This is a genomic window from Bacillus sp. BK450, from assembly GCF_004364885.1.
GTDB lineage: Bacteria > Bacillota > Bacilli > Bacillales > Bacillaceae > Bacillus > Bacillus safensis.
On sequence record NZ_SOBQ01000006.1, the window covers coordinates 1 to 22,910 of the forward strand.

Below are 22,910 nucleotides of genomic sequence, written 5' to 3' on the forward strand. Positions count from 1 at the left end.
CCTTGTGTCCATGGCACTGGTTAGTGCTTTTGCATCAAGTATCTTGCCCAGAAGAAGTCACTCCCTCCATTATTGATCATAAAGTCTATTTTACCGTGACCATTAAAACGGAAAAATAGGCTAAATGACATAAAAAATGGAATAGACTCTCTATTCAACGATCAAATAAAATAAGCTAGACAATGCACTTTGTTTTGTCCAGCCATACATTCATTTTATTTATAATCATTGATCGGTCCTTTATCCATCAAAACATCAATTTCATTAGATGACTTCATTTTTAATTTAGGTCTGCGCTCGGAATTTGGTTTGCTGTAAAGCTCTAGCGGACGGATGATCACACCATCATTTGTATTTTGAAGCATACCCGGCACACAAGAATAAATCCGATCATTATCATTCGCATGTTTGGAATGAATCGTCACAGAAGTTCCTTGATGATTGTCGATGCTCATAGATACTCTATATCTATAAAAAGAACCTGTCCCGTTTGATTGAGCAGAATAAACAACTGGAACGACAGCAAGGATATCGTCATTTAACCGTAATTTAATGACTTCTGTTTTCATAGATTCACAGTCTCTACCGACATCTCCCATATGCTCTACAGCTCCGTTTCCGAAACTTTTAAGAGCAGGAACACCTTTTGCACCAAACATGGCCACATCTATTTGTTTTCCTGACTTCGTATAGACCAATGCATAAATATCATAATCGGTTCCAGACTCCCAGGATACTGTAGCTGTTATCTCAGGCGTTTTTTCAATGATGATCGGTTTATGACCTTTGTCTAGACTAATTTTACCTTGAACTTTCTCTAAGCTGATAGGTGCAGCCACTTTCTCTTTAGCGGCTGTCTTTATTGGAGCAGGCTCATCAATTTGTTTTTCAGAAGCCATTTGAGGAGGTGAAGAAACATCTTGTTCATCAGGTTCAACCTCCACCCCATAAAGCTTGCATAGCCCTTCCAATCCAGAATTGAAGCCACGCCAGATGGATCGTGCTTTCGTTTCACTATTTCTGATATATAGCTCTACTACGACAATCCCTTTTTCATTTGTAAAGTTTACTGGTGTTAGGTATAGCACCTCATCACCTGTTCGAATTTCTGCTTGCAGATTCTTCACTTGAGAAAAACCAATTCCTTGATCCTCTGTTAGTGTAATCGCCACCTTTGTGATTCCTGCAGGCACTTTGCTCATATCAAAATTCAATTGATGCCTTTTCAACTGACCTGATATCTCTGCTGGTAAAAGTGTCGCGACACCCGTGGCACTCTCCGGCTGATTGTAAAAAATAATGCCATTATCTCCTTGAACTAGATCTGAATCTGTTAAGAGAAACGCTGTTAAAGAAATATCAATTGCATATGATACTTCATAACTGATGGATACTTGTCCCTTTGGAGAGTTTAGTACGGTATTGGCACCCATTTGCAGAGTTTGATTCATTTCAACACTCCTATTCTTCATCTACCATTTATCGCTTTTATAGATCAATTATACCAAATTATATAATAGAACCTATGAATATCTTTATCTCATTTCAATCTCTGCAATGATATGAGACAATGCCAATTAAAAACAAACTACTCTCGAAAGGAGAATTATTATGTATAAAAAAATCATTCCTGCTGTTATGGTGATATTCGGCTTTTGGATTCTTCTTCAAATATCCTTGAACATTAAGATATTCCACAATCCAATGAACTATTTTGTCGCTATTACTCTCTTTTTTCTTTGTATTCAGGCATTAATAAAACTTAAACAATGAAAAACCCGAACGCTCGTCCGGGCTTCTATTTTCCTTTATTACACTTCTTCACCATTCGTTGCGATGACGTTTTGATACCAAGTAAACGAATCTTTTTTAAGGCGCTTCATTGAGCCGTTTCCTTCGTTGTCGCGGTCAACGTAGATCATGCCGTAGCGTTTTTTCATTTCGCCTGTTGTGAATGACACGATATCAATGATACCCCAAGGTGTGTAGCCAATAAGGTCGACACCGTCGTATTCAATTGCTTTTTTTAGTGCTTCGATATGAGAAGCGAGATATTGAATTCTTTCTGGATCGTGAATAGAACCGTCTTCTTCCACTTGATCTATTGCACCAAATCCATTCTCTACGATGAATAACGGGATTTGATAGCGATCGTAAAAACGATTCAATGTATATCTTAAGCCTGTCGGGTCAATGGACCAGCCCCAGTCACTTGATTTGATATAAGGGTTATCTACACCATGCGGCAGGGCTCCGTTGACAATGTCTCCGTTGTGATCAGACACCGTATCACTTTTAACCGTTGTCGACATGTAGTAGCTAAAGCCTAGATAATCCACTTTCCCTTTTCTTAAGCTTTCTTCATCGCCTTTTTCAAATGGAATGTGATAGCCTTCGCGTTCGAATTCTTTTAATGCATAGCTCGGATAGTAGCCGCGCACCTGTACATCTGGGAAGAAATAGCGCTGTCTCATATATTCCTCTGCGAGCATGACATCCTCTGGATTTGAGGAATACGGATAGATTGGCACGTGAGAAACCATCGCTCCAATTTGGAAAGCAGGATTGATCTCTTTTCCTTTGGCTACTGCCCATGCACTTGCAAGTAATTCATGGTGTCCTGCTTGATACATGACTTCTTTGGCATTTTCGCCTTCTTTGACTGATACCCCTGAATTTGTCCAAAGGAATAGTGGGTTGTTGACATCCATTTTGTTATTGATTTCATTAAACGTCATCCAGTATGTGACCTTGTCTTTGTATCGATTGAAGCATACTTCTGCGAATTTCGCGAAATACTCAGCGACTTTTCGGCTGCGGAACCCGCCGTACTCTCTTGCTAAATGGAGCGGCATCTCAAAGTGAGACAGCGTAATTACAGGCTCGATGCCATGCTTGAGCAGTTCATCAAAAACATCATCATAGAACTGTAAACCTGCTTCATTCGGTTCCGCTTCATCTCCCTTAGGGAAAATCCGGCTCCAGCCGATCGATGTACGTAAGCATTTTAAACCCATTTCGGCAAACATCGCGATATCTTCCTTATAACGATGATAGAAATCGATCGCTTCATGATTCGGATAAAATTTATCTTCTTCTATCGTTTCAGTTATTTGTCTCGGTACTCCATGAGCACCTGCTGTCATCACATCTACAACACTTGGACCTTTTCCTGCTTCATTCCATCCACCTTCAAATTGATGCGCAGCTAATGCGCCGCCCCATAGAAAATCTTTTGGTAAAGTCATTATTTTTTTCCTCCTATTTTACAATAGTGATCATGACATCCGTTGGCTGACATGTCGATTGTTCTTCTACAATCACATCTTCGTACGCTTGTGTATTGGTGATGATGACGGGTGTGATTGTTTTTAATCCTTTGCTTTCAATGGCTTCTTGATCAAATGTCATCAACAAGTCACCCTTCTTCACCTTGCTGCCTTCTTCGATATGCAGAGTAAATGCTGAGCCATCTAGGGAAACCGTATCAATTCCTACATGAACTAGTAACTCCACCCCGAATTCTGAACGCAGTCCAATCGCATGCTTTGTCGGCGCAAGCATGACGACACTGCCGTCAAACGGTGCATACAGCTTGTTGTCTGTCGGTTCAATCGCAAACCCTTTACCCATCGCCCCCGAGCTAAATACAGCATCCGGCACATCAGATAACGAGATCACTTTCCCTGCAAGCGGTGCAGGAATAATTTCTTCATTGTTCATCGAAGCATTCATTTTTTCTCCAACTTGATCTTTATCAGACGTTCCACCGACTGTCTGTTCCACTGTATCTTCCCCATAACCAAACATTTGAATGAGCACAACTGGTAAGATCAGCGCAATTGCGACACCAATCAATATGCCGATGATCGATGTTGGATAATCTGAACTAATTCCGTTTACAATCGTCAGTGGACCAGGCAAACCTGCATACGCAAAGTAATAAGGCGTAAAGAAGCTGGCAGCAATGGCCCCGATCGCTCCAGATATACATCCGAAAATAAATGGTTTTTTGAAACGCAGGGTAACCCCATAAATCGCAGGCTCAGTAATTCCAAAGAGACCCGTGATTCCCGCTGAAACCCCGACTTTTCGTGTTTCGCGGTTTCTTGCTTTTAAAATAACCCCTAACACTGCGCCGACTTGAGCGATAACAGCGATGGTTTGATATGCCTGGAAGGAGTCACGTCCATATTGTTCAAAGTTGGCGAGCACCATTGGTGTGATGCCCCAGTGAACACCGAAAATGACAAGCACTTGCCAGAAACCTCCGATAATGGCGCCTGCTAAAGCTGGGACATGTTCTGCTAAGAAATTGTATCCGTTTGCAATCCCATTTGCACCGGCTGTCGAAAGTGGACCAATTAATAGAATCGTTAACGGAACCATGACAACCATACAGATAAATGGGACAAATAACGGTTTGACTACCTCGTGAATGCGTTTGTTTAAAAATCTCTCAACATATGAAAGAATCCATACCAAGAATAGCGGCGGCAAAACAGAGGACGTATAAACCGTTTCAGATAACGCTATGCCTAAAAAAGTAACGCCTTCCCCTGATGCCACCCGTCCAGCAATCTCCGTCCAAGTTGGACTGACAAGCGCTGCTGTACACGCTACGGCGATATACATATTCGTTTTAAAATGCTTGGCTGCTGTGATGGCGATAAAGATAGGCAAGAACGTAAACGGCGCCCATGAAATAAAGCTAAAGACTTCATACGTTCCCGTTTTCGAGAAGCTTGGAAATAATAAATTAATGAGGATAAGTGCACCTTGTAAAATACCTGCTGCTGCCAAAATATACACAAATGGCGCAAACACGGCAGACATGGTCGCGATGACACGGTTCAGCACCGTTCCCTTGTTTTCATTTGGCTGATCGTCATCAGACGGCTGCAGCTGAACAAGGCTGGAAAAATGCTCATATACCTCACCAACATGCTGACCGATGACGACCTGAAATTGACCGCCGTTTTCCACCACGGTAATGACGCCAGGCATTGCATTAACTGCTTCCTTTGCCTTTGGATTCGAACGTTTCAGAACCAAACGCAGCCGCGTGGCGCATCTTGCAGCACTCACCACATTTTCTTCTCCGCCAACTGCCTCTAAGATGTCTTCTGCAAGCTTTTGATAATCCCTCACTTTTGACATATAAACCCCCCCTTTATCACTGCTAGTATATGTACATTATAATTATACCGGTACAATTTATCAATACATATATAATTTCAATTTGCATATCAAAGGAAATTTGGTATGTGCTATAATACAAGAACAATAAATCGTGAAAACAAAGAGGAATGGCCATGTTAAAGTATCAACAAATTGCGAGCGATATTGAAAAATATATTGTCACCCATGAGCTTCAGCAAGGGGATAAGCTCCCTGTACTCGAAACACTCATGAGCCAATTTGCTGTGAGCAAAAGTACCATTATCAAATCGTTAGAATTACTCGAAAAAAAAGGAATTATCTATCAAGTGAGGGGCAGCGGCATCTTTGTTCGAAGACACCGCCGTAAGGGCTACATCAGCCTTTTATCCAACCAAGGGTTTAAAAAAGATTTAGAGGAATTTCAACTGACATCAGAGGTTTTAATGCTAGACACCATCAAGCCGTCCGAAGAAGCTGCACTTAATTTGAACATTGAACAAGATGAAGATGTTTTTTATCTAAAACGAATTCGTTACATCAATGGACAAACCTTATGTTTAGAAGAATCCTATTACCGAAAAACGATCATTCCTTATCTCAACACAGAAATTGCTGCCGACTCTGTTTTTAAATTCGTCAGTGAAGGTTTGGGGCTCAAAGTCGGTTTTTCCGATATGTACTTACAAGTAGGCAAATTGAATGAAACCGAAGCGACGCACCTCGGCCTCAAACAAGACGATCCCGCCCTCCGCGTCGAGACGGTCTTTCATCTCACAAACGGCCAGCCCTTCGACTTTTCGAAAATCACATATAACTACATGCAATCCCAATTTTTTATTCAAGCGAATAATTATTATGGGTGATGGATGGAAAAAGCCCCTCATAAGCTGAGGGGCTTTTGAAAATATCCTATCACTTGTAATAGTTATAATCATTGAACGTTGCGATCATATCTTCTTGTGTGCCGTTCTTCCCGCGATTTGTATTAAAATATAACGTTCCGTCATCGAAATCAACAGCTTCTATTTCAAAAAGAGTAAATGCACTGCTCGTAATTCGGAATGAAAGGTCTTTTCTAGTAAACAACTCTTTTGAAAAATCTTTTGCAGGTGTGTCCTTTTGCTCTTTCAGCATTTGATTGATATTTAACGGGTATGTGAGAATGACACTCACATTAGAAGCTCCGCCATTGGAGTCTGGCTTAGATAATGGTACATATAATGTTCCTTGGTAGAAAGAAATACCTTGAAGAATGTACTTAGAAACATCCACCACTGATTGATTTACAATCGCTTTCGTATAATTTAATGTAAACGTTGCCTCATATTCAAATTGTCCTTTTTGGTCATTAAAATTCCCAATAAAAAAGCGATTGCCAGACCTTACAATAAACTTGTCCGCTCCAACAGAATATGTGATACCGCTAATTGATAAATTCGCCCCTTGGTATGGAAGGACATAGGATTTAGCCACTTTGCACGTATTTTTCTTCGTGTTCACACTTAACTTCACTATCTTTTTTACATACTTTACACCATCGGTCATAGGAGCTACATATAAGCTAACTTGATCATCACCTTTTTGAGCTTTCACAGCTAAGTCATTGGCATGTCCTAAGTCATTGCTAGTACTGTTGGTGTCAGAGTTTTTAAGGAGCTTCACAGTTCTATTGCTTGACGAGCCGTTCATTTTAATGGCGTACAATTGCGTCAAGTGATTTGACGTATTTATTTTTGCAGCATAAATCATATTATTATTACGATCTACAGCCATCCCTTGCATAGAAGTATAGAACCCAGAACCTGACATTGTAGAATACGTTGTATACGTGTTGAAATATCCGGATTGTGCCTGAACAGTCGCGGACCACATACTGCTGCAAAGGATGACAGCCATTAGGATAAAACACTGTACTTTTTTCAATATAAACACTCTCCAATCATTGAAATTTAAATCGTTTGGCTATTAAAAATAAAATCGTCATCCTAGAAATGAATGACGATTTTCCTTAAAATTGTAAGATTGAACTCTACTTTTCAGCTTTAAACGCCTTTACCGTTTTACTGCTTTCCGACATGCCTTTCCCAGTGACGGTGAAGTATAGTTTTCCTCCCTTAGCGCCTAGTTGTTTGAAAGTGACTTTTACAACTTTGCCTTTAGTAGCTGTTGACTTCCCAATGAGCTTTCCTGAAGAATGATAGATTTTAACAACATCTTGATTTGTTAGTTTACTGACCGTGACCACGTCTTTTTTCTTTTTATTGTTCACGATGTTGATTTGGTTGCTTTTTAACGAAGCAGACGGCTCACCTTTAAAAGAAATAGCTTGCTTTCCGCTTTCCAGCATCTTATCGCTATTGCGTGTGACATACACTTTACCGCTCTTAGTTCCAACTTGTTTAACGTACAATTTGATGGACGAGCTGGTAGCAGGTTTTGATGTGGTTAGTAATTTCCCGCCTGCTGAGTAGACTTTAATCACATCTTTTTTCTTCAATTTACTCACTGTAATGATGTCATTTTTATTTTTAAGATTATTGATTTTGACTTGGCTGGCTTTTAAAACGTCTGACTTTTCACCCTGATAACGAATTGGTACTCGATTTCCTTCTTTTAAACCAGGCTCTTTCATACTGATATAAAGCGTTCCACTTGTTTGGCCCAATTGTTTGATGGAAATTGCCATGTTCGAACTTGAAGCAGTCTGCTGGGCAATCGCTTTACCGCCAGAGGCTTGTTTAAATATTTTGATGACTGATTGCTTTTTGATTCCTTTTATCGTCACTGTATCATTTTTCCCTTTGTTGTTCGTCACCTTCACTTGGGATGCTGCAAGTGGAGATGTGACGACTTTTTTGACGGTGAAAGCTGGGAGGGAAACCTTTCTCTTTCCACTTTGCAACGTGATTGTTACTTTAGACCCTTGTTGTAATTTCCCCGTTTTCAATTTAAAATCTTTGCCCGGCGTAATGTTAAATGGTCCAAATTTCTTTTTCGTTGTGCTCGTGCTGAGTTTCGACATTGCTTTTATTGTGTTATTCGCTGAATCTGATTGCACCTCTACAATAGCTTGATCGCCAAACGTACTCATGCCATTAATGGTATCACTTGAATCATCGATTTCTTCCACAAAAACTTTCTGTACATCTTCCTGAGATTGATCCGTTTCACTCGGATTATCAGCCATGAACGACTTGACTGTTACTAAGTCACCACCGATTAACTTTGAAACAGGAACATTATAGACGCCATTAGAGTCTGTCTGACCTTCCCCAATGACTCTTCCCTCTCCATCTAAAATATTGATCATACTTTTAGGAGTTGCAGTTCCGCCCACTGAAGTTGAAAGCTGAGTAAATGGATCAATAGTTGGAGCGGTTGATCTCAGTTGGAAAGTGGTCTCATACAAAGCATTATCATAAGAAGGTTCCAACACTTGAAATTTACTTTGATTTAATGATTTTATTGTGTCTTTGTCTAAACTCAATTCAAAGTTGCCATCACCATCTGCAGTCATCGATTGAATGATGTCACTTGATTTTTGATTTTTAAAGACGATCTTTGCATAAGGAATTCCTGTTTGGCCTTTCACTGATTTAGACCATTTTGTCGTAGGAATAAGTGAGATTTTCTTAGGATTCACAATTTTTTTGTAAACGTCGATATTGCTGCCAGTCGTCATTTTCACTGTTAGAAATGTACCTGCATTTAGGGGAGGCAGCTTTAAATGAATGGCATCATTGAATGTGCCTGAGGCAATTACTTTGCCATCTTTCATGATCTCTACTTTTGTGTTCTTCACAGTTTTCCCAGTTAACTCCTGAGAAGTATCATATATCGGATCTAATGAGCTAAAAGATTCCTTGAAAACATACACTTTGTTTGAAGAAAGCATTGTTCCATTTTGGTCATATGTATCTAACTCAAACGTTTGGCCTGAACTAAAGTTCCAAGAAAACAACTTAAAGTTTCCGTCACTATCTGCTTTTGCGTAGTGCATATATTTAGATTTCCAGTTACTCGGAACACCCCAATCTGCGAATGCAACGATTGCGTTTGGCGCTGTTTTACCTGTCAGATAATTATCACCATATTGATAACGATCAACCGTTGTTTTCGTTCCACCCTCTGTGGCACTCACACTTTCTTGTATATGAAAACTCAACATCATCACACATAGAATAGAAGCTACTAATTTCAGGACCATTTTCATAAATATATCCTCACTTTTCCTATTAATGTTTTTATATACAAATATTATACATTTCATCTAGTATAGATACAAGAGTTAATAACATGACTAAAGACTTATCAAAATACCAATTTAATAGGTACAGTGAACCCTCCTTTCTTACGTGAACACTTCCGATTTAAACTATCAAAAAGATTCATTTTACGAATGCATCAAACAAACTTATGATTAACGTAACAAGAGTGTATAGGAGGGTTCGTCAGATGAGAGATATTAGAGTGTATCATGTCGATGCGTTTACAACTGAGAAATTTGGAGGAAATGCCGCTGGGGTGGTGTTGGATGGTGAATTTTTAACAGAAGATGACATGCAGAGCATCGCCAAGGAGTTGAATTTACCGGAATCGGTCTTCTTGCTGCCTGCCCATGATCAGGAAGCCGATTATCGTGTCAAATACTTCACCCCGACGGAAGAGGTCAATTTCTGCGGGCATGCGACTGTTGGATTGACTTGGCTTCTGGCTACGGAGCTAGGACTGGCTAAAGAGAGATCAGGGGTTGTATTAGAAACAAAGATCGGCAATGTTCCTGTTGTATGGAATGAAGAAAACGGCAAAGTCGTTAATGTGGAAATGACGCAGGTGACACCGAAGACGCGGGATTTTGTCATCGATTTAGAAGAGCTTAGTGACATGCTTGGTGTGAGCAGTGACCGCCTTGATCCTTCCTATCCTATCAAATTAGCAAACACCGGTAACTGGCATCTTCTTGTTCCGATGAAGGACCAACAGGACATTGATCAAGCGGCACCAAACTTAGCGGCTTTAGCTAGAATGAATAAAGATCATGGCATCTCGACAACCCACCTTTATACGTTTCACCCCTCAAAAGAATGCGATCTTTATACGAGGGATTTTGCACCTGGGATTGGTATACCCGAAGATCCTGTGACAGGGGCAGCAAACGGAGCATTGGCTGGATATCTTTATTTGGAGGGTATCATTTCTCAGCAAGAAATCACTCACCTGAACATTGCCCAAGGGGATGCCATCGGCAGACCTGGCTTGCTTCGTATCACAGTCATTCCAAATAAATCAGAGCCGGTGATCAAAGTGGCAGGCGCAGCTGTCATCACGATCCGCGGCGTGTTGACTTTATAAAACATCAGCTTGAATGGGGACTTCCTGTTCAAGCTGATTCTATTTAAAATGATTTTTGACCGTTTCGATCCACCTCTTGGCCGATGGGGAAGCTGTTTTGAATGATTTGAGCGCCAAGTTGACCTCACGAAAGACGCTCGTCTCCAGTGGAATGACTTTCGTATGAGGTATGTGCGGCGGCAACACTAATTTGGGAATGATCGTGACCCCAAGCCCTTCTTGCACCATAGAAATGAGCGTATTGTTGTCTTCAATTTCAAACAGAACATGAGGCTTCACGCCGCCTCTTTCTTTTAACAGCTTCTTAACGAGTATGTCACAGCCCGCTTTCGGCATGATAAAGGCTTCATCATGTAACGAGTCAACTTCAATTACTTTCTTTGTATGAAAGCGATGATTCTCTTGTATGAGCACCACCAACTCATCCTGAAAAAGTGGAATGGTCTCGAATTCCCTCGATGACTGCGTTAAAAATCCAACATCAACCGTGCCTGAAGCAATCCATTCCTCAATCTCCTCATAACCACCTTCATATAACTCCAGCTTAATATGCGGATAGCTTTGCGTAAAACGATGAATGAGGCGCGGAAGGACATTTGAAGAAAAACTAGGGAATGTCCCAATCTTGATACTCCCTACTTCCATCCCTTGAATCAGCGCCGCCTCCTGCTCAAGCAATGCCTCATGATGCATGATTTGCCGAATATGCGGCATCATCCGCTCACCTGCGTCCGTTAACGACAAACCGTTTCGATTCCGCCGAAGCAGCACAACCCCTAATTCCGACTCAAGCTTCGCAATATTATGACTCACCCCAGACTGCGTCAGCCCAAGCTTCTCCCCGGCTTTTGTAAAACTGCCGCATTCGACAACTGTTAGAAATACTTTGTATTGGAATGTGATCAGTGTGCTCACCTCGCAAGCTCATATTAGATCCTGGCAAAATTTACTTTTAGATATTTCTTTGATTTTTCGATTTAAATGTTGTTCTATCATTTGAAAACATGCCTGCTGAACCCATAAACGTTTAAATGTATAGAGCTGTTCTTTTTCATCACCATGCAAATCTTCATCTTTCTCCAACTGAAAATCCGTTAAGTCCATTTTTTCATGAACGTGCATATTAGTAAAAACATGAGCATTGTGAAAATCGTGCATATGCTCTACTAAAGATGAGATTGTGGTGATAAAATCATCAAATGTATCTTCTTCAAGCGTTTTTTTGAGATCCAGATTACTATGGACATCAATTGAAATATAATTATCTCTTTCATCTAATTCTTCTCGGGTAGCTAGCGGGTTATCATGGGTCGTTGCTTTTCTATTTAAATCTGTAATGGAGAAATAAATAATGATTTCTTTTTTATCGAGAAATTCATACTCCCATAATTCTGCATCTCTTAATCTTATGATGCGAGTGAGGTTGTCCAATTTTTAAACCTCCAATTAATTCGTCGTCGCCGACGACGAAGACCTAGACGCTGCTTCATCAGCTTTCACACAATCAATCGCAACAACGAGCGCAATCATCACAGGCTCCATTTCTTCTTTCAAAATATCAACCTTATAGCTGTCACCCCAAGTAAACCATTCCTTCTTCACCTGACCAATCACTTCGCCGTTCTGGAGCACCTGGAAATTCATATCCCACCAGTTACCTTGCACTTCGATCCCAGCAGCATCAATTGAATATTTTGCTTTAAAGAACGTAAACTCTTTTTTAATCGTCAATACCTCTTGACCATCAACTTCTACTAAAAACTTCGGTAAAAAGGTAAACATTTTCTTCGTAATCACAGCGATTTCATCTCGTTCTGTATTCAAAATGGTAAACGTCTTCGGCATCTTCATAAAGCTGCCTTCGACCACATATACATCATTCTCCCGCTGATCCTTTACCGTAAACCTGCCGCTCAGACTAAATACTTTCTGCTTCATGTAAAGCTGTTTCATATGTACCTCCGATTCAGTTCAAAAATTTATCCGTTCTTACATTACCTCTGATTATACCAAAAAATAGAATGTACAAAAAACCACCTGCTATCAGGTGGTTTTCGATTACTGATCCATTTTCAGAGATTCTTTTTCATATGTTTGAAAAGCATTTTCCATTCCCATGATGACTTCTTTAATTTTGACATAACCACTTGTGTAAGGAATAGAATCTCTAATCTCTTCCCACATAAAATGATAGAACTTCAGGTCTTCCGTTTCACACATCACAAAATCTGTGTAATCTTTACCTGGAAGAGCTTCAGCATCAAAAAAGCGCACCGTCACATGTTCCTCATATTTCTGCATCAACTCTTGCAGCGAAGCCGCATGGGTTCTTCGCTCCTCTCGTGGCAAAGCAAGCCAAGATGGATAGAACTCTAATAAAACAACCATCATATACTTCATCATCATACCCCCGACTCTTCTATGATGTGATGATTGTACGTCAGATCTAGAGAATGTGCATTAACATAAGTTAATGTTCAGCAGTATGGAGCAGCCTGCTCAGCGAAACCGGAGAAATACCGATATATGAGGCAATATGATATTGAGCGATACGTTGATGTAACCCGGGATATTTCAATAAAAACGCCTGATATCGCTCAATTGCGGGCAAATATAGCAGTTCCCTCTCACGCTCTTCCTTTCTTGTATACAGCCTTTCTACACTAACCCGAACAAACCGCTCCCACATATGACTTCTGTCCATCAACATTTGAAGCAGATCATACGGAATTTCAATCACAATAGAATCCTCCATCGCTTCAATCGAATAAGGAGAAGGCTGCCCGTTGATCATACTTGCATAAGAAGTAGCAAAATCATCTTCCAACGTAAAAGCCACGTTGTACTCCCTTCCATCCGGTAACAAATAGAAGAGACGGAAAAGCCCCGTTATGCAAAAATAAGCATGCTTCACTGGATCGCCAGCCTTGATCATGCATGTACCCGCTTTTAATTGTTTAATCGTTGTTCCATCTTTGAAGGCTTGCCAATGATTTTGTTCGATTGGATATTTGGATATTTTGGTTTTGAAAGTGTCGTATGGATCAGTTATTTTGTCCATCTGTTTTTTTACCTCCTAATAAGGAAAACTCAAGCCTACTTGGGGAGTGTTTTTATGATCAATGCTAAAAATAAGTCTGTCACAATACGTAGTGTTTATTTAATACCCATTTACAAAGTAAGCAATGGTTTCTAATTCCTCTTCTTTCAGTTCTCTGTTCACGTAATGTTGATATTCTTTCGTGATTTTCTGCTTATCTCCACCACATTGATCAGTGAATTTCGCTATCATCCGAAGTTTGTCTGTTTCCTGACGAAACTCCTTTTTTGTCCACGGTCTTTGGTGTGAAGGAATATACGTATCAGCATCAAAAGCTTCTAACTCATCTAAAAGACGCAATATTTCTTTCACTGTATAATGTACTCTCTCAGCATACATTTTCGGATAAATGCAATCACCAAGAAACAGGATTTTCTCTTCTTTCACATACACGATCACTGAATCAGCCGCATGATCGCCTCCAACATGCTGCACAATGCAAGTGACCCCGCCAAGATCAATTTCCACCCGACGGTCAAATGTGACATCCGGTAAAACCACCTGAATATCTCGATGACTCTGATATTCTTCCTTAATGGCCTTCGCGCAGAACTCAATCTCCGTTCCTTCCCTCACCCGCTCATCAATCACCTCATCTGACCACGAAAACGGAACAAGCTTCTCCATTTCCTTTCTTGTCTTTGCAGAAGCAATTGAAACCGTATCAGACAACGCTGGCAGACCAAAAATATGATCCCAATGCCAATGCGTGAGGACAACCATATCCGGCGAGGCGTTCTCGTGTTCTAAGGTTTTTTGGATGAAATAGTTCGCATGATCTTCTGAATTACCGGCATCGATCATTAATGTTTTGTTATTGCCTACGACCATGCCTAGGATGGGGCGGTCGGTGAGTGCTACTGGTGTGATGTACCAAAAACTCTGACCTATTTTTTTAATTGAGTGCAAAGGTGCTTCCTACTTTCTGTCATTATTTTTTAAATTGAATCACGTTTTTTCCCATCGTTCTACTGTTTAAGTATATCGAATTTCATTACTCGAAGTAGCACGCGAAGCCAATATTGTGACAATGATCGCGATTGCAACGCCTAAAGCACCTGCCCAAGTAACAGAAGATAGAGAAACCCTCTCTACAAAGATACCTCCAATAGCTGCACCTGCAGCCATCGCCAATTGCATCATTGACTGATTGAGACCTAATAGTATACCTGATGACTCTGGCTCCATTGTAGCTAAGTGATATTGTTGAGTCGGGCCAGAAGACCATGCAGCAAATGACCATAATATTAAAATGAGCAATACTCCAACATAAGAATGCGTAACTAGTGAGAGCAATATGAGCATGATGACATGTAATGTCATTCCACTAATCAGAGTAAAATTCACACCCCATCGATCGGTACTAAATCCACCAAACTTTGACCCAACTAGACTAGCAATCCCGAATACGAGGAGAACTCCACTCAGCAATTTGCTGCTTACACCTGATATATTTAAAAGGTAAGGGGATAAATAGGTATAGGCAATTGAATAACCACCAAGCCAGAAAAAGGTGATGGCTAATCCCAACACTACTTTTGGTTTTTTAAAAAGAGCGAGTTGTTGAATTAATGGTACAGGTCTATCCCCTTGGATTTTTGGAATCGTAAGAGAAATTATCACCATAGCTAATAATCCGAGTAAGGCTATTCCTCCAAATACAGCCTTCCAACCAAAGAAATCACTAGTCATTCTGCCAAGTGGGACTCCAATGATCAATGATGCTGTAAAGCCCATTACTACTGTAGCAATAGCGGTACCTTGCTTACCTTTTGGTGCAATTTTTTCAGCAATTGTTAATGCAGTAACTACGACCATCCCCGCTCCAAGAGCCATAATAATTCTTGACACAATAAATAATTGATACCCAGGGAGGACGAATGCAAGAATATTACCTAGAATAAAAACGCTAAGTGAAAATAACATTAACTTGCGTTTATTCATTCCCGATGTTAAAGCCATTAATACTGGGGTGAAGATGGCATACACAAGAGAAAAAATCGTAATTAACTGGCCGGCTGCAGCTATCGTAATCCCTAATGATTCAGAAATATTATCCAAAATACCAGAGATGATATACTCTGATGTACCAACTAAAAAACTGACAATAGCTAAAATGTAAATCTTTACAGTGTTTGACAATGTAGATCACTCCTTATATATAACGAATTCACATATCTAGAATTGTTAATATGTATGGACAAAAAAACATATTACGATAAGTCGATTTGTATTTAATAAATGAAACTGAATTCTGATGTATGAATTCAGTTCATTTATTAAATATTTTTTTCTAGAATCTCAGCAATTTGTTTTATGGCATTTTCATCTCTTTTATAATACGTGTATTTACCTATACGCTCTGTCGTAATTAATCCAGCTCGTAGTAAAATTGAAAGATATTGAGATGCTGTTGATTGCGTCATTTTCAATTTATCTGTTATTTGACTAACACATACCCCTGTAGTATTCATATCAATCCCTTCATGGGGTGTAAAATGACGATCAGGTTCCTTTAGCCATTGTAAAATTTGCAATCTGGATTCATTGGATAAGGCTTTGAAAACTTCTATTGGCTCCATACAAATCATTATATCGATAAATAACGATATGTCAACATGTGTTGTTGGAGATCCTTAAAACTTTCTATTTTACTAGGTCATTCCCGCCGCTTTAGGCTTAATCGCGTTTTTTATGCGGGGTGGTTATATCTTCTATCCTGGTGCAATGGAAATGTTTGGTGTAAAAGGATTAGAGTACTTTTTTGCTGCTTGTACAGCTAAATTTAGCCTTCTCACCCCCTCATTAACTTATGATAAGGTTCAACGTGATGCCTTTAAATGAGGTTATTAAAAAACCTTGGTGGAGACCAACCTCTATCAACGTTCTTAAAATATTATTTTATGTTGGAAGATCTCTAGAACTACATTTAAATTAGAAATTGCTCATTGCTCATCAAACACTCAAGTTATAATGGCAATATAAGTGATAATGACTCAAAAATACTAATAAAAGGCGAGAAATAGGCCGTCACTTTTATAAAATTTATATTAAGCGCGCATGTTATTAACGAATATTAACAAAACTTACTTTATTCATTAATAATTCTTTAAAAAATATTTTAATATCCTGATCACTATTTTCATGTTGCCATGCACAATTTAAAGGAGATTGAACTTTTCTCAATTTATCTGCATTAAAGAATAAAGTTTGTGGTAATCCTTCAGCATACTCTCTATATAAATAATCTTTATATCTTAAATGGATTTTTTTCCTTTTATCTAGATTTATTCTGTTAATAACATGATATTTAAAGAACCAATGCTCTTCTAACCATGAAGTTGAGTTTTCAAGTTTAGATTCTAACATTTTAAACAAATCATCATTTATATTATTTTCATCTTGTACTATAATTTCAAAAGCTAAAGTGGAACTTAAATCATCCATATATAATATGGTTTCTAATAATAGTTCTATTGGACATACAGTCAATATATCTAAGTAATAAAAAATACTAAACAGTGAATATAGCTCTTGATTATAACCTAAATCTATATATCTTCTTATATTTTTTTGAATTTCTTTTTTTAGACCATTTATACCAACACTCACTTCTCCAAATTTGTTTAGGACATCTAAAAACTCCAAATAATAAACAGTTAAGTGAGGTTGCATTAAGACTAGGTTAAACAGCTTATTTAGCATAGGAACTGTAAAAGATGTGCTATTCAATTTATCTTTGCTGATACTATTTTTTAACGCTTGGAACATCAATTTAAGAGAACCCTTATACCCATTTCTTTCTTTAAAAATACACTCTTCAATAAAATTATAAATCCTTTTCTGTTGAGTCTTAATTCCATCAACATTATAAAAATAATCGAAAAAAAAGGCCGAATTGTTACCATGCTCTTGAAAAGGAAAAGTTTCTGTTTGATTTTTTTCAACTTTTAATTTCAAGTTCAGCTCAGTTAGTTCCTTATTAAGATCTTTATAGAAAGAATCCTTCTCACTATCCTCATTAAATGGAAACTCAAAATCATCAACATATCTAACATAATCATATTCACTTAATTTTTCGTCGAGTTTACACATGTAGATCTCCGCAATCAGTCTTGTAGCAAAACTTCCTGTCGGGAGACCATGAGTCTCACCTATCTGACACCTTTGAATTAAAGTATCAAGTGCATTGTAATATAAATTTTTATTTCGCTTCTGCTTCTTTGCTTCTGTTTTGCCCACTAAAATCCAGGGAATTGAATGAGTATACAGACTAGGATAAAAATTTTGAACATCTGTTTTAAATAATTTACGCTTTCCTATTCGGTTATAGTCACGTCTAATCTTATTTTTTAGAAATGAGGTGCTATAAAATTCACTAGATAATGACTTGATGCTTCCACCTAAAATATCCATATATTTATCTCGGTTATAATTAAGATGCTCACAAAGACAAATATAAGAATAAATATTGGGTAATTTTAAAATTCTTCTCTCATGTTCATTTTTATAGATTGATATTTCAACAGGTACTGTTTCTTTACGCGAATTGAAATTTACTTTCTCCTTCAGAGATACGTATTTCTCTTCGATATCGTTAGTATTAAATACCTTCTTAAAAACCATATTTGACAGGATATAATCCTCACTGTATAGGTTTGGGTTATATTTAAAATCAAAATATCCATACTTTAACAGATATTCCATAGAAAAATACATCCCATAATTAAGTAAATTCAATGAAATTAGCTTAATCAATTTTCTACTCCTTTATTGATATAATTATTTATTTTTTATATCCTCAAACCCAAATTTCATTTTTTTCTTTGGAGCTTTAAAAGATGTTCACTTATGATCAGGCCCTCCGTAACATTGAATAGGGTAAACTAATAGGGTTGAGTAACGTTTTGTCGCTCAACCCTTTTTAATAATATTGTTTTAAAGAAAAGCTAACGAGTTTGTGTTTGAACGTTTACTATTGAACGTAATCGGTCTCTGATTTCATTATATATAGGAATATCTAAACTTTCAGCTACCTCTATTGTTACCACTATTGCATAAGGAATTTCTATATCACCTAATCCACCTGCATCTTCTCTACAATTTACCTTTATTTTTAGAGTATCTTCCTCCAAGAATGGTGCAGCTGTATCACCCTCTAATATTTCATGTTGAACAGTTCCTCTTTGTACTGCTTGCCAATCGGCTTCAAGTCTATTCACTTGAAGCTCATCACCAGGAGGATTGAACCAAAGTTGTGCCTGTCGGTACTTTTGATTGTTAGCGTTAATTGGTGTAAACCATGACATCGTAATGGTAAGTCTTCTCTTGATTTTCTTACTACTTAAGCTTGGAGGTAATGGAACTTCGAAAATTTGACCATATTCTTGTTTTATTTTACTAAACCCTAACAATGTTATTCGTTGATCAGTACAGTTTAAAACCCTAGATCTATCAACAAAGCCATAACCTAAATACCTTGGAACCTGTTTGTCCTTAAAAGTTCTATTATTTGGTTTTCTTAATGTTTCTTCAAATAATGAGTAAGCTTGTTGCCAACTTGCTCCATGAACTAATAATGATTTAATCATTATAGTAGTATATTCATCTGAAAGAATTTGTGCATTATCAACATTACTTCTTAAATTTACTAACATTTCATAGATTTGAGCTGAAAAGCGTGTTGCTAAAGCGGTAGCGTTGCTTGTTCCTCTTGTAAAAATTGTTTCAGTTAGTTTTCCTTGCTTGCCGGGGTAAGCTACTCTATGACCTGGAGGTATTGGTGAGTTTATGATATCCAACATAGCTTTCCCATTATCCCCCATTATATTTTCCAAATAAAGTTGTCTACCTCCTGAAAATAATAAATCCGGTTTAATTGAGTTTCTATAACCTAATCCAACTCTACTTATTGGACTAACTAATAATGAATGTTTTATTAAATCATATCTACTACCTAAATTTTCTATTTTAGAAAGGTCTTCATGACTAGCTCCTATACATAAAGAATTCATAGATTCTGAAGGTGATAGTATTCGACGATCTAGGATGTTATTTGAAATATTCTCCAGAACTTTTCTTTCAATCAATGGATCATCCTTCATAGTTAGAAGGTCGTCCCTAGGGATATCTAGTGAGATACTATTTGTATAATTTCCTGTACTTATTAAAAATAGGACATTATATTTTTGAGACAAAAAATCTAATAACCTGGCCCAAGGACTCATTTGCAAGTCAAAAGGGCGTGAGAGATCTCCAATTGAAATATTTATGACCTTTACACTTGGAGCGACCGGAGGATCTGTACCATCTCCTTCGAAGATTCTCTTCACAGCTCTATGTATTAAATCTACTAGCAAAACATCTTCTGGTATACATTCTGACTTATTCATCCAGTCTCGTGGATTAGGCCTCATGATGGGTCTGACATATATTACACGAGGTAGTGTTAATTCATTTGCATCCAACTCACCATGGACTATCAAAGAGGCCATTGAAGTTCCATGAACTCTTTCATTTGCCTGATAAAAAGATTCATAGTTATCCGGATCATCAATAATTAACCTTTCTCGTAATAATTCATGATTTTGTAATGGTAATCCGTCAAATAAAGCAACAACTGGTTCTTTATTTAATGGAATTTGTTCATATTTCTCTGATTTTTCTGATTCAAATATATCTTCAGTTTCCTCAGGAACTACAACTAAAGATTGTCCAACTGGTCGGAAATACATTATCGAATCAGCTTTAATTAACATCACATCTGAATTATTGTTTAAATCATTAAAAATTCCAATTGGGGTTTCAATTAACATTGCATGGTATGCAATTTCTTCTATTACACTTTCATTTAATACGTGTCCATCTGCCTCAGTTATTAGCTTTTTAATTATTGTTGAAGCTTCTTGTCGTTTCTCCTGATCATTTCTAAACCAAAGTTCAATTTCAAATTTGATATTTTCTTGACCTTCTTTCTTCCTCTCTTCCCAGTCTTCTAATAGTCCAGTGTTATAAAAACGATCACTTACATCCCAGAGTCTTAAGTCTTTTAATTTTGAAAAAAGATCCCTAAATTTAGCATAACCCCTCGGAAAATCCTCACTGTTTTGATATCTATTCCAAAGTGATTTTAATTCATTTATAGCCTTCTGATCTGACATCATAAGGAATACTCGGCCATTTAACTGCTTCTCCTCTACTCTCTCTCCATCTTTTTCTTCAAAAAAATCTTCGTCAGGAATTATGTATTCCTCTAATTCTACCAACCATTCTAATCCTTCAATTTTTTTAACAGCCTTTATAAAGTTCTCAATTGTACCAACAGTTTCAAAAACTAAAGCATGTTCTGGAGTGATTCCTGATATATTATCTTTTACAGAAGCCCTTTGTCGATTAATAGCATTATCAAGACGCTGGAACTTAGGTGCTATTCGATTAACCTGTTTATTACGCGTTGGATAATGGACATTGCCTCCGCCCCCATGTCTACGGGCTCTATCAACTGTAGTCGGAGTCGAAAGCATCAATAATGGTTTTTCCGTCGTCATTATTTTCACCTCTCAGATCTGAATGTACGTATTGTTTTCTTACTTTGTTAAGAGTATCCTTTACTATTTTTTTCATATTGTTACTTGGTAGAGAAAGTACGTATTTCCTTCTTATATCTAATCCAAAATCATTTAGATTTGAAAAACTCATTCCAGAGAGGTTACTTAATAAAGTTTTTCTTGTGTATTCCAAAGGGGTTCCAAATTCTAATTCAAATTTGTCTAACCAATCATTTATCTGTTTCCTTGTTGGATAATTTAGCTCCAATTTAATTTGAAACCTTCTCCAAACAGCTCTATCTAGTAATTCTGGATGATTAGTTGCTGCTATTACAATAACATGGCTTGGAAGTCGATCAATTTGTAATAATAATGAGCTTACCACACGTTTTATCTCTCCAGTTTCCTGGGAATCTCCCCGTTCTTTTCCAATTGTATCAAATTCATCAAAGAACAGTACGCACCTTCTAGTCCTAACATACTCAAATAAATCATTTAACTTATTCGATGTTTCACCTAGATAACTATCTATTATCCCTTCATACCGAACAGAAATAAGAGGTAACATAAGTTCACTAGCAATCCCCTCTGCTAGTGATGTTTTTCCATTTCCAGGAGGGCCAGCTAAAAGAACTCTGTGTCTTGGTTCTAAATTGTAGGATCTTAAAAGGTCACTTCTAAAGTGCTCTTCTACTAATTCATTACATGATTCAGAAAGATTTGGTGTTAAGATTAGATCATTCAATCTAATTTCTGGATTTGTCTCATAAAAGAGTTTGCCCTGATTTATATTTACGGTACTTTTTAAATCATTTCTTAAATTATTTGGTTTATTTCTTAATGTTTCAGCAAGCCTATTGGCTAACACGTTATGATTTTTGCTTCTTTCCTCAGCAATTATAGCTTCTACAGTTTTGTTAAAAAGCTTCATATTTCCCAACGAGCCTGCTTCTACCAATTTTAAAATAAGATCCGCTCGTGCCATGTGTTGCACCTCCTCTTCAAATCACTGATAGTTCCTTAATCAAATAATATCCGATTAAGTTCATCTTTAACCGCTCTACACCGTGGCAGAATTATAGTTACTCTCTAGTAAAAATTTTTAACTTTTTAGTCAAATCCTGCGTTTTTTATTAATTAATTTCCATAGAATTTGACTTATTCTTTTTTCCTTTATTAGTTAAATCTAAAATAAAGAAATTACCTACTGTTATTTATGATTTTTAGAGACTCATCAATTATTACTCGTCATACGTTATTTTCTATGATTTCGTCAAATACATCCTTATTTTCTTTTATCCCCTTTAGGAACTACTAAAGTAAAATCATCAAATTTTAGGAATAACTTCACTTCCTCAATATATACTACACCTTGCATTATTGATTATATTTTGCGATCTTAATGACCTGATTCTTCCATTGTATTAGCTATGTTTGAATATGATCGTATAAGCAGTACTGTAGATTTAAATAACGCTACTCATTTTCCTTTAGTTCATTCTTATTTTCAATGATAATTGTACAGGAATAATGAATATAATCAATTGTATCTTTAGAGGTGGCTACTGGGCCACATAAATACTTAAATTGCTTCTAATGCTATCTAACGTTATTTTCCAAAACGGGCACCTAGAAAACTTCGACGTCGCCTTATTCATAGTCGTCAAATACTTCAGTTATATAATCATCAACTGATTTTTCAAGGCTTTGAAATAGATCTTTATAACCTATAACACACCTTACCCTTT

At 37.5% G+C, this 22,910-nt stretch carries 18 protein-coding genes; 2 read left to right on the forward strand and 16 right to left on the reverse strand.

The features are described 5' to 3' along the window. Nucleotides 1-215 precede the first annotated feature (215 nt). The 3 genes from EV579_RS16995 to EV579_RS17005 all read right to left on the reverse strand — a co-directional run bounded on the left by EV579_RS16995 (nt 216) and on the right by EV579_RS17005 (nt 5,160). Nucleotides 216-1,451, reverse strand: a complete 1,236-nt coding sequence (locus tag EV579_RS16995) for a TerD family protein (RefSeq protein WP_024423994.1) — start codon at nt 1,449-1,451, stop codon at nt 216-218. Nucleotides 1,452-1,811: 360 nt separating this feature from the next. Next, nucleotides 1,812-3,251 carry a 6-phospho-beta-glucosidase BglA gene (bglA, locus tag EV579_RS17000; protein WP_133744906.1) on the reverse strand — a complete coding sequence of 480 codons (1,440 nt, stop codon included), beginning with the start codon at nt 3,249-3,251 and terminating at the stop codon, nt 1,812-1,814. A 10-nt stretch (nt 3,252-3,261) separates the two neighbouring features. Then, on the reverse strand, nt 3,262-5,160 hold the full coding sequence (locus EV579_RS17005) for a beta-glucoside-specific PTS transporter subunit IIABC (RefSeq protein WP_133744907.1): 1,899 nt from the start codon (nt 5,158-5,160) through the stop codon (nt 3,262-3,264). Nucleotides 5,161-5,315: 155 nt separating this feature from the next. On the opposite strand from EV579_RS17005, the gene EV579_RS17010 reads away from it, so the two are divergent. Continuing rightward, complete coding sequence (locus EV579_RS17010) at nt 5,316-6,026, forward strand: GntR family transcriptional regulator (protein WP_095409992.1); 711 nt, start codon at nt 5,316-5,318, stop codon at nt 6,024-6,026. Nucleotides 6,027-6,075: 49 nt separating this feature from the next. On the opposite strand, the gene EV579_RS17015 is transcribed toward EV579_RS17010, so the two are convergent. Together EV579_RS17015 and EV579_RS17020 are read right to left on the reverse strand one after the other, a co-directional pair. Continuing rightward, entirely contained in the window at nt 6,076-7,059 is a 984-nt protein-coding gene (locus EV579_RS17015; RefSeq protein WP_374756290.1) for a hypothetical protein, read from the reverse strand. 133 nt (nt 7,060-7,192) lie between these two features. Then, nucleotides 7,193-9,376: an Ig-like domain-containing protein gene (locus EV579_RS17020; RefSeq protein ID WP_133744908.1), complete on the reverse strand. Its 2,184-nt coding sequence runs from the start codon at nt 9,374-9,376 to the stop codon at nt 7,193-7,195. Nucleotides 9,377-9,618: 242 nt separating this feature from the next. Between EV579_RS17020 and EV579_RS17025 the strand changes: the two genes are divergently transcribed. Continuing rightward, nucleotides 9,619-10,515 (forward strand): PhzF family phenazine biosynthesis protein, encoded by an 897-nt coding sequence (locus EV579_RS17025; protein WP_133744909.1) that lies wholly within the window; start codon nt 9,619-9,621, stop codon nt 10,513-10,515. 39 nt (nt 10,516-10,554) lie between these two features. On the opposite strand, the gene EV579_RS17030 is transcribed toward EV579_RS17025, so the two are convergent. The 11 genes from EV579_RS17030 to EV579_RS17080 all read right to left on the reverse strand — a co-directional run bounded on the left by EV579_RS17030 (nt 10,555) and on the right by EV579_RS17080 (nt 22,147). Beyond that, a complete protein-coding gene (locus tag EV579_RS17030; RefSeq protein WP_243837441.1) occupies nt 10,555-11,430 on the reverse strand; it encodes a LysR family transcriptional regulator in 876 nt (291 codons plus the stop codon). A 9-nt stretch (nt 11,431-11,439) separates the two neighbouring features. Beyond that, nucleotides 11,440-11,946 carry a hypothetical protein gene (locus EV579_RS17035; RefSeq protein ID WP_044335725.1) on the reverse strand — a complete coding sequence of 169 codons (507 nt, stop codon included), beginning with the start codon at nt 11,944-11,946 and terminating at the stop codon, nt 11,440-11,442. 15 nt (nt 11,947-11,961) lie between these two features. Further along, on the reverse strand, nt 11,962-12,468 hold the full coding sequence (locus EV579_RS17040; protein ID WP_133744910.1) for an LURP-one-related/scramblase family protein: 507 nt from the start codon (nt 12,466-12,468) through the stop codon (nt 11,962-11,964). Nucleotides 12,469-12,573: 105 nt separating this feature from the next. After that, the gene (locus EV579_RS17045) at nt 12,574-12,915 is read right to left on the reverse strand and encodes a darcynin family protein (protein WP_039183409.1); all 342 of its coding nucleotides are present in this window, start codon (nt 12,913-12,915) and stop codon (nt 12,574-12,576) included. Between the two features lie 70 nt (nt 12,916-12,985). Next, nucleotides 12,986-13,576, reverse strand: a complete 591-nt coding sequence (locus EV579_RS17050) for a Crp/Fnr family transcriptional regulator (protein ID WP_133744911.1) — start codon at nt 13,574-13,576, stop codon at nt 12,986-12,988. Nucleotides 13,577-13,675: 99 nt separating this feature from the next. Next, nucleotides 13,676-14,524, reverse strand: a complete 849-nt coding sequence (locus EV579_RS17055; RefSeq protein ID WP_133744912.1) for an MBL fold metallo-hydrolase — start codon at nt 14,522-14,524, stop codon at nt 13,676-13,678. Between the two features lie 66 nt (nt 14,525-14,590). Beyond that, nucleotides 14,591-15,757: an MFS transporter gene (locus EV579_RS17060; protein WP_133744913.1), complete on the reverse strand. Its 1,167-nt coding sequence runs from the start codon at nt 15,755-15,757 to the stop codon at nt 14,591-14,593. Between the two features lie 137 nt (nt 15,758-15,894). Then, nucleotides 15,895-16,197 carry an ArsR/SmtB family transcription factor gene (locus EV579_RS17065; RefSeq protein ID WP_039182804.1) on the reverse strand — a complete coding sequence of 101 codons (303 nt, stop codon included), beginning with the start codon at nt 16,195-16,197 and terminating at the stop codon, nt 15,895-15,897. Between the two features lie 484 nt (nt 16,198-16,681). After that, complete coding sequence (locus EV579_RS17070) at nt 16,682-18,373, reverse strand: RNA-directed DNA polymerase (RefSeq protein WP_133744914.1); 1,692 nt, start codon at nt 18,371-18,373, stop codon at nt 16,682-16,684. Between the two features lie 191 nt (nt 18,374-18,564). Further along, complete coding sequence (locus EV579_RS17075) at nt 18,565-21,162, reverse strand: S8 family peptidase (protein ID WP_133744915.1); 2,598 nt, start codon at nt 21,160-21,162, stop codon at nt 18,565-18,567. Continuing rightward, on the reverse strand, nt 21,113-22,147 hold the full coding sequence (locus EV579_RS17080) for an AAA family ATPase (RefSeq protein WP_133744916.1): 1,035 nt from the start codon (nt 22,145-22,147) through the stop codon (nt 21,113-21,115). The genes EV579_RS17075 and EV579_RS17080 overlap by 50 nt, the downstream gene beginning before the upstream one ends. Between the last annotated feature and the right edge of the window lie 763 nt (nt 22,148-22,910).

Bases quoted from the DNA above. Each gene is read 5' to 3' on its own strand.
- EV579_RS17075 (WP_133744915.1), bottom strand. From the start codon at position 21,162: ATGACGACGGAAAAACCATTATTGATGCTTTCGACTCCGACTACAGTT.
- EV579_RS17050 (WP_133744911.1), bottom strand. From the start codon at position 13,576: ATGGACAAAATAACTGATCCATACGACACTTTCAAAACCAAAATATCC.
- EV579_RS17005 (WP_133744907.1), bottom strand. From the start codon at position 5,160: ATGTCAAAAGTGAGGGATTATCAAAAGCTTGCAGAAGACATCTTAGAG.
- EV579_RS17040 (WP_133744910.1), bottom strand. From the start codon at position 12,468: ATGAAACAGCTTTACATGAAGCAGAAAGTATTTAGTCTGAGCGGCAGG.
- EV579_RS17045 (WP_039183409.1), bottom strand. From the start codon at position 12,915: ATGAAGTATATGATGGTTGTTTTATTAGAGTTCTATCCATCTTGGCTT.
- EV579_RS17025 (WP_133744909.1), top strand. From the start codon at position 9,619: ATGAGAGATATTAGAGTGTATCATGTCGATGCGTTTACAACTGAGAAA.
- EV579_RS16995 (WP_024423994.1), bottom strand. From the start codon at position 1,451: ATGAATCAAACTCTGCAAATGGGTGCCAATACCGTACTAAACTCTCCA.
- EV579_RS17020 (WP_133744908.1), bottom strand. From the start codon at position 9,376: ATGAAAATGGTCCTGAAATTAGTAGCTTCTATTCTATGTGTGATGATG.
- EV579_RS17080 (WP_133744916.1), bottom strand. From the start codon at position 22,147: ATGGCACGAGCGGATCTTATTTTAAAATTGGTAGAAGCAGGCTCGTTG.
- EV579_RS17015 (WP_374756290.1), bottom strand. From the start codon at position 7,059: ATGGCTGTCATCCTTTGCAGCAGTATGTGGTCCGCGACTGTTCAGGCA.
- EV579_RS17010 (WP_095409992.1), top strand. From the start codon at position 5,316: ATGTTAAAGTATCAACAAATTGCGAGCGATATTGAAAAATATATTGTC.
- EV579_RS17065 (WP_039182804.1), bottom strand. From the start codon at position 16,197: ATGGAGCCAATAGAAGTTTTCAAAGCCTTATCCAATGAATCCAGATTG.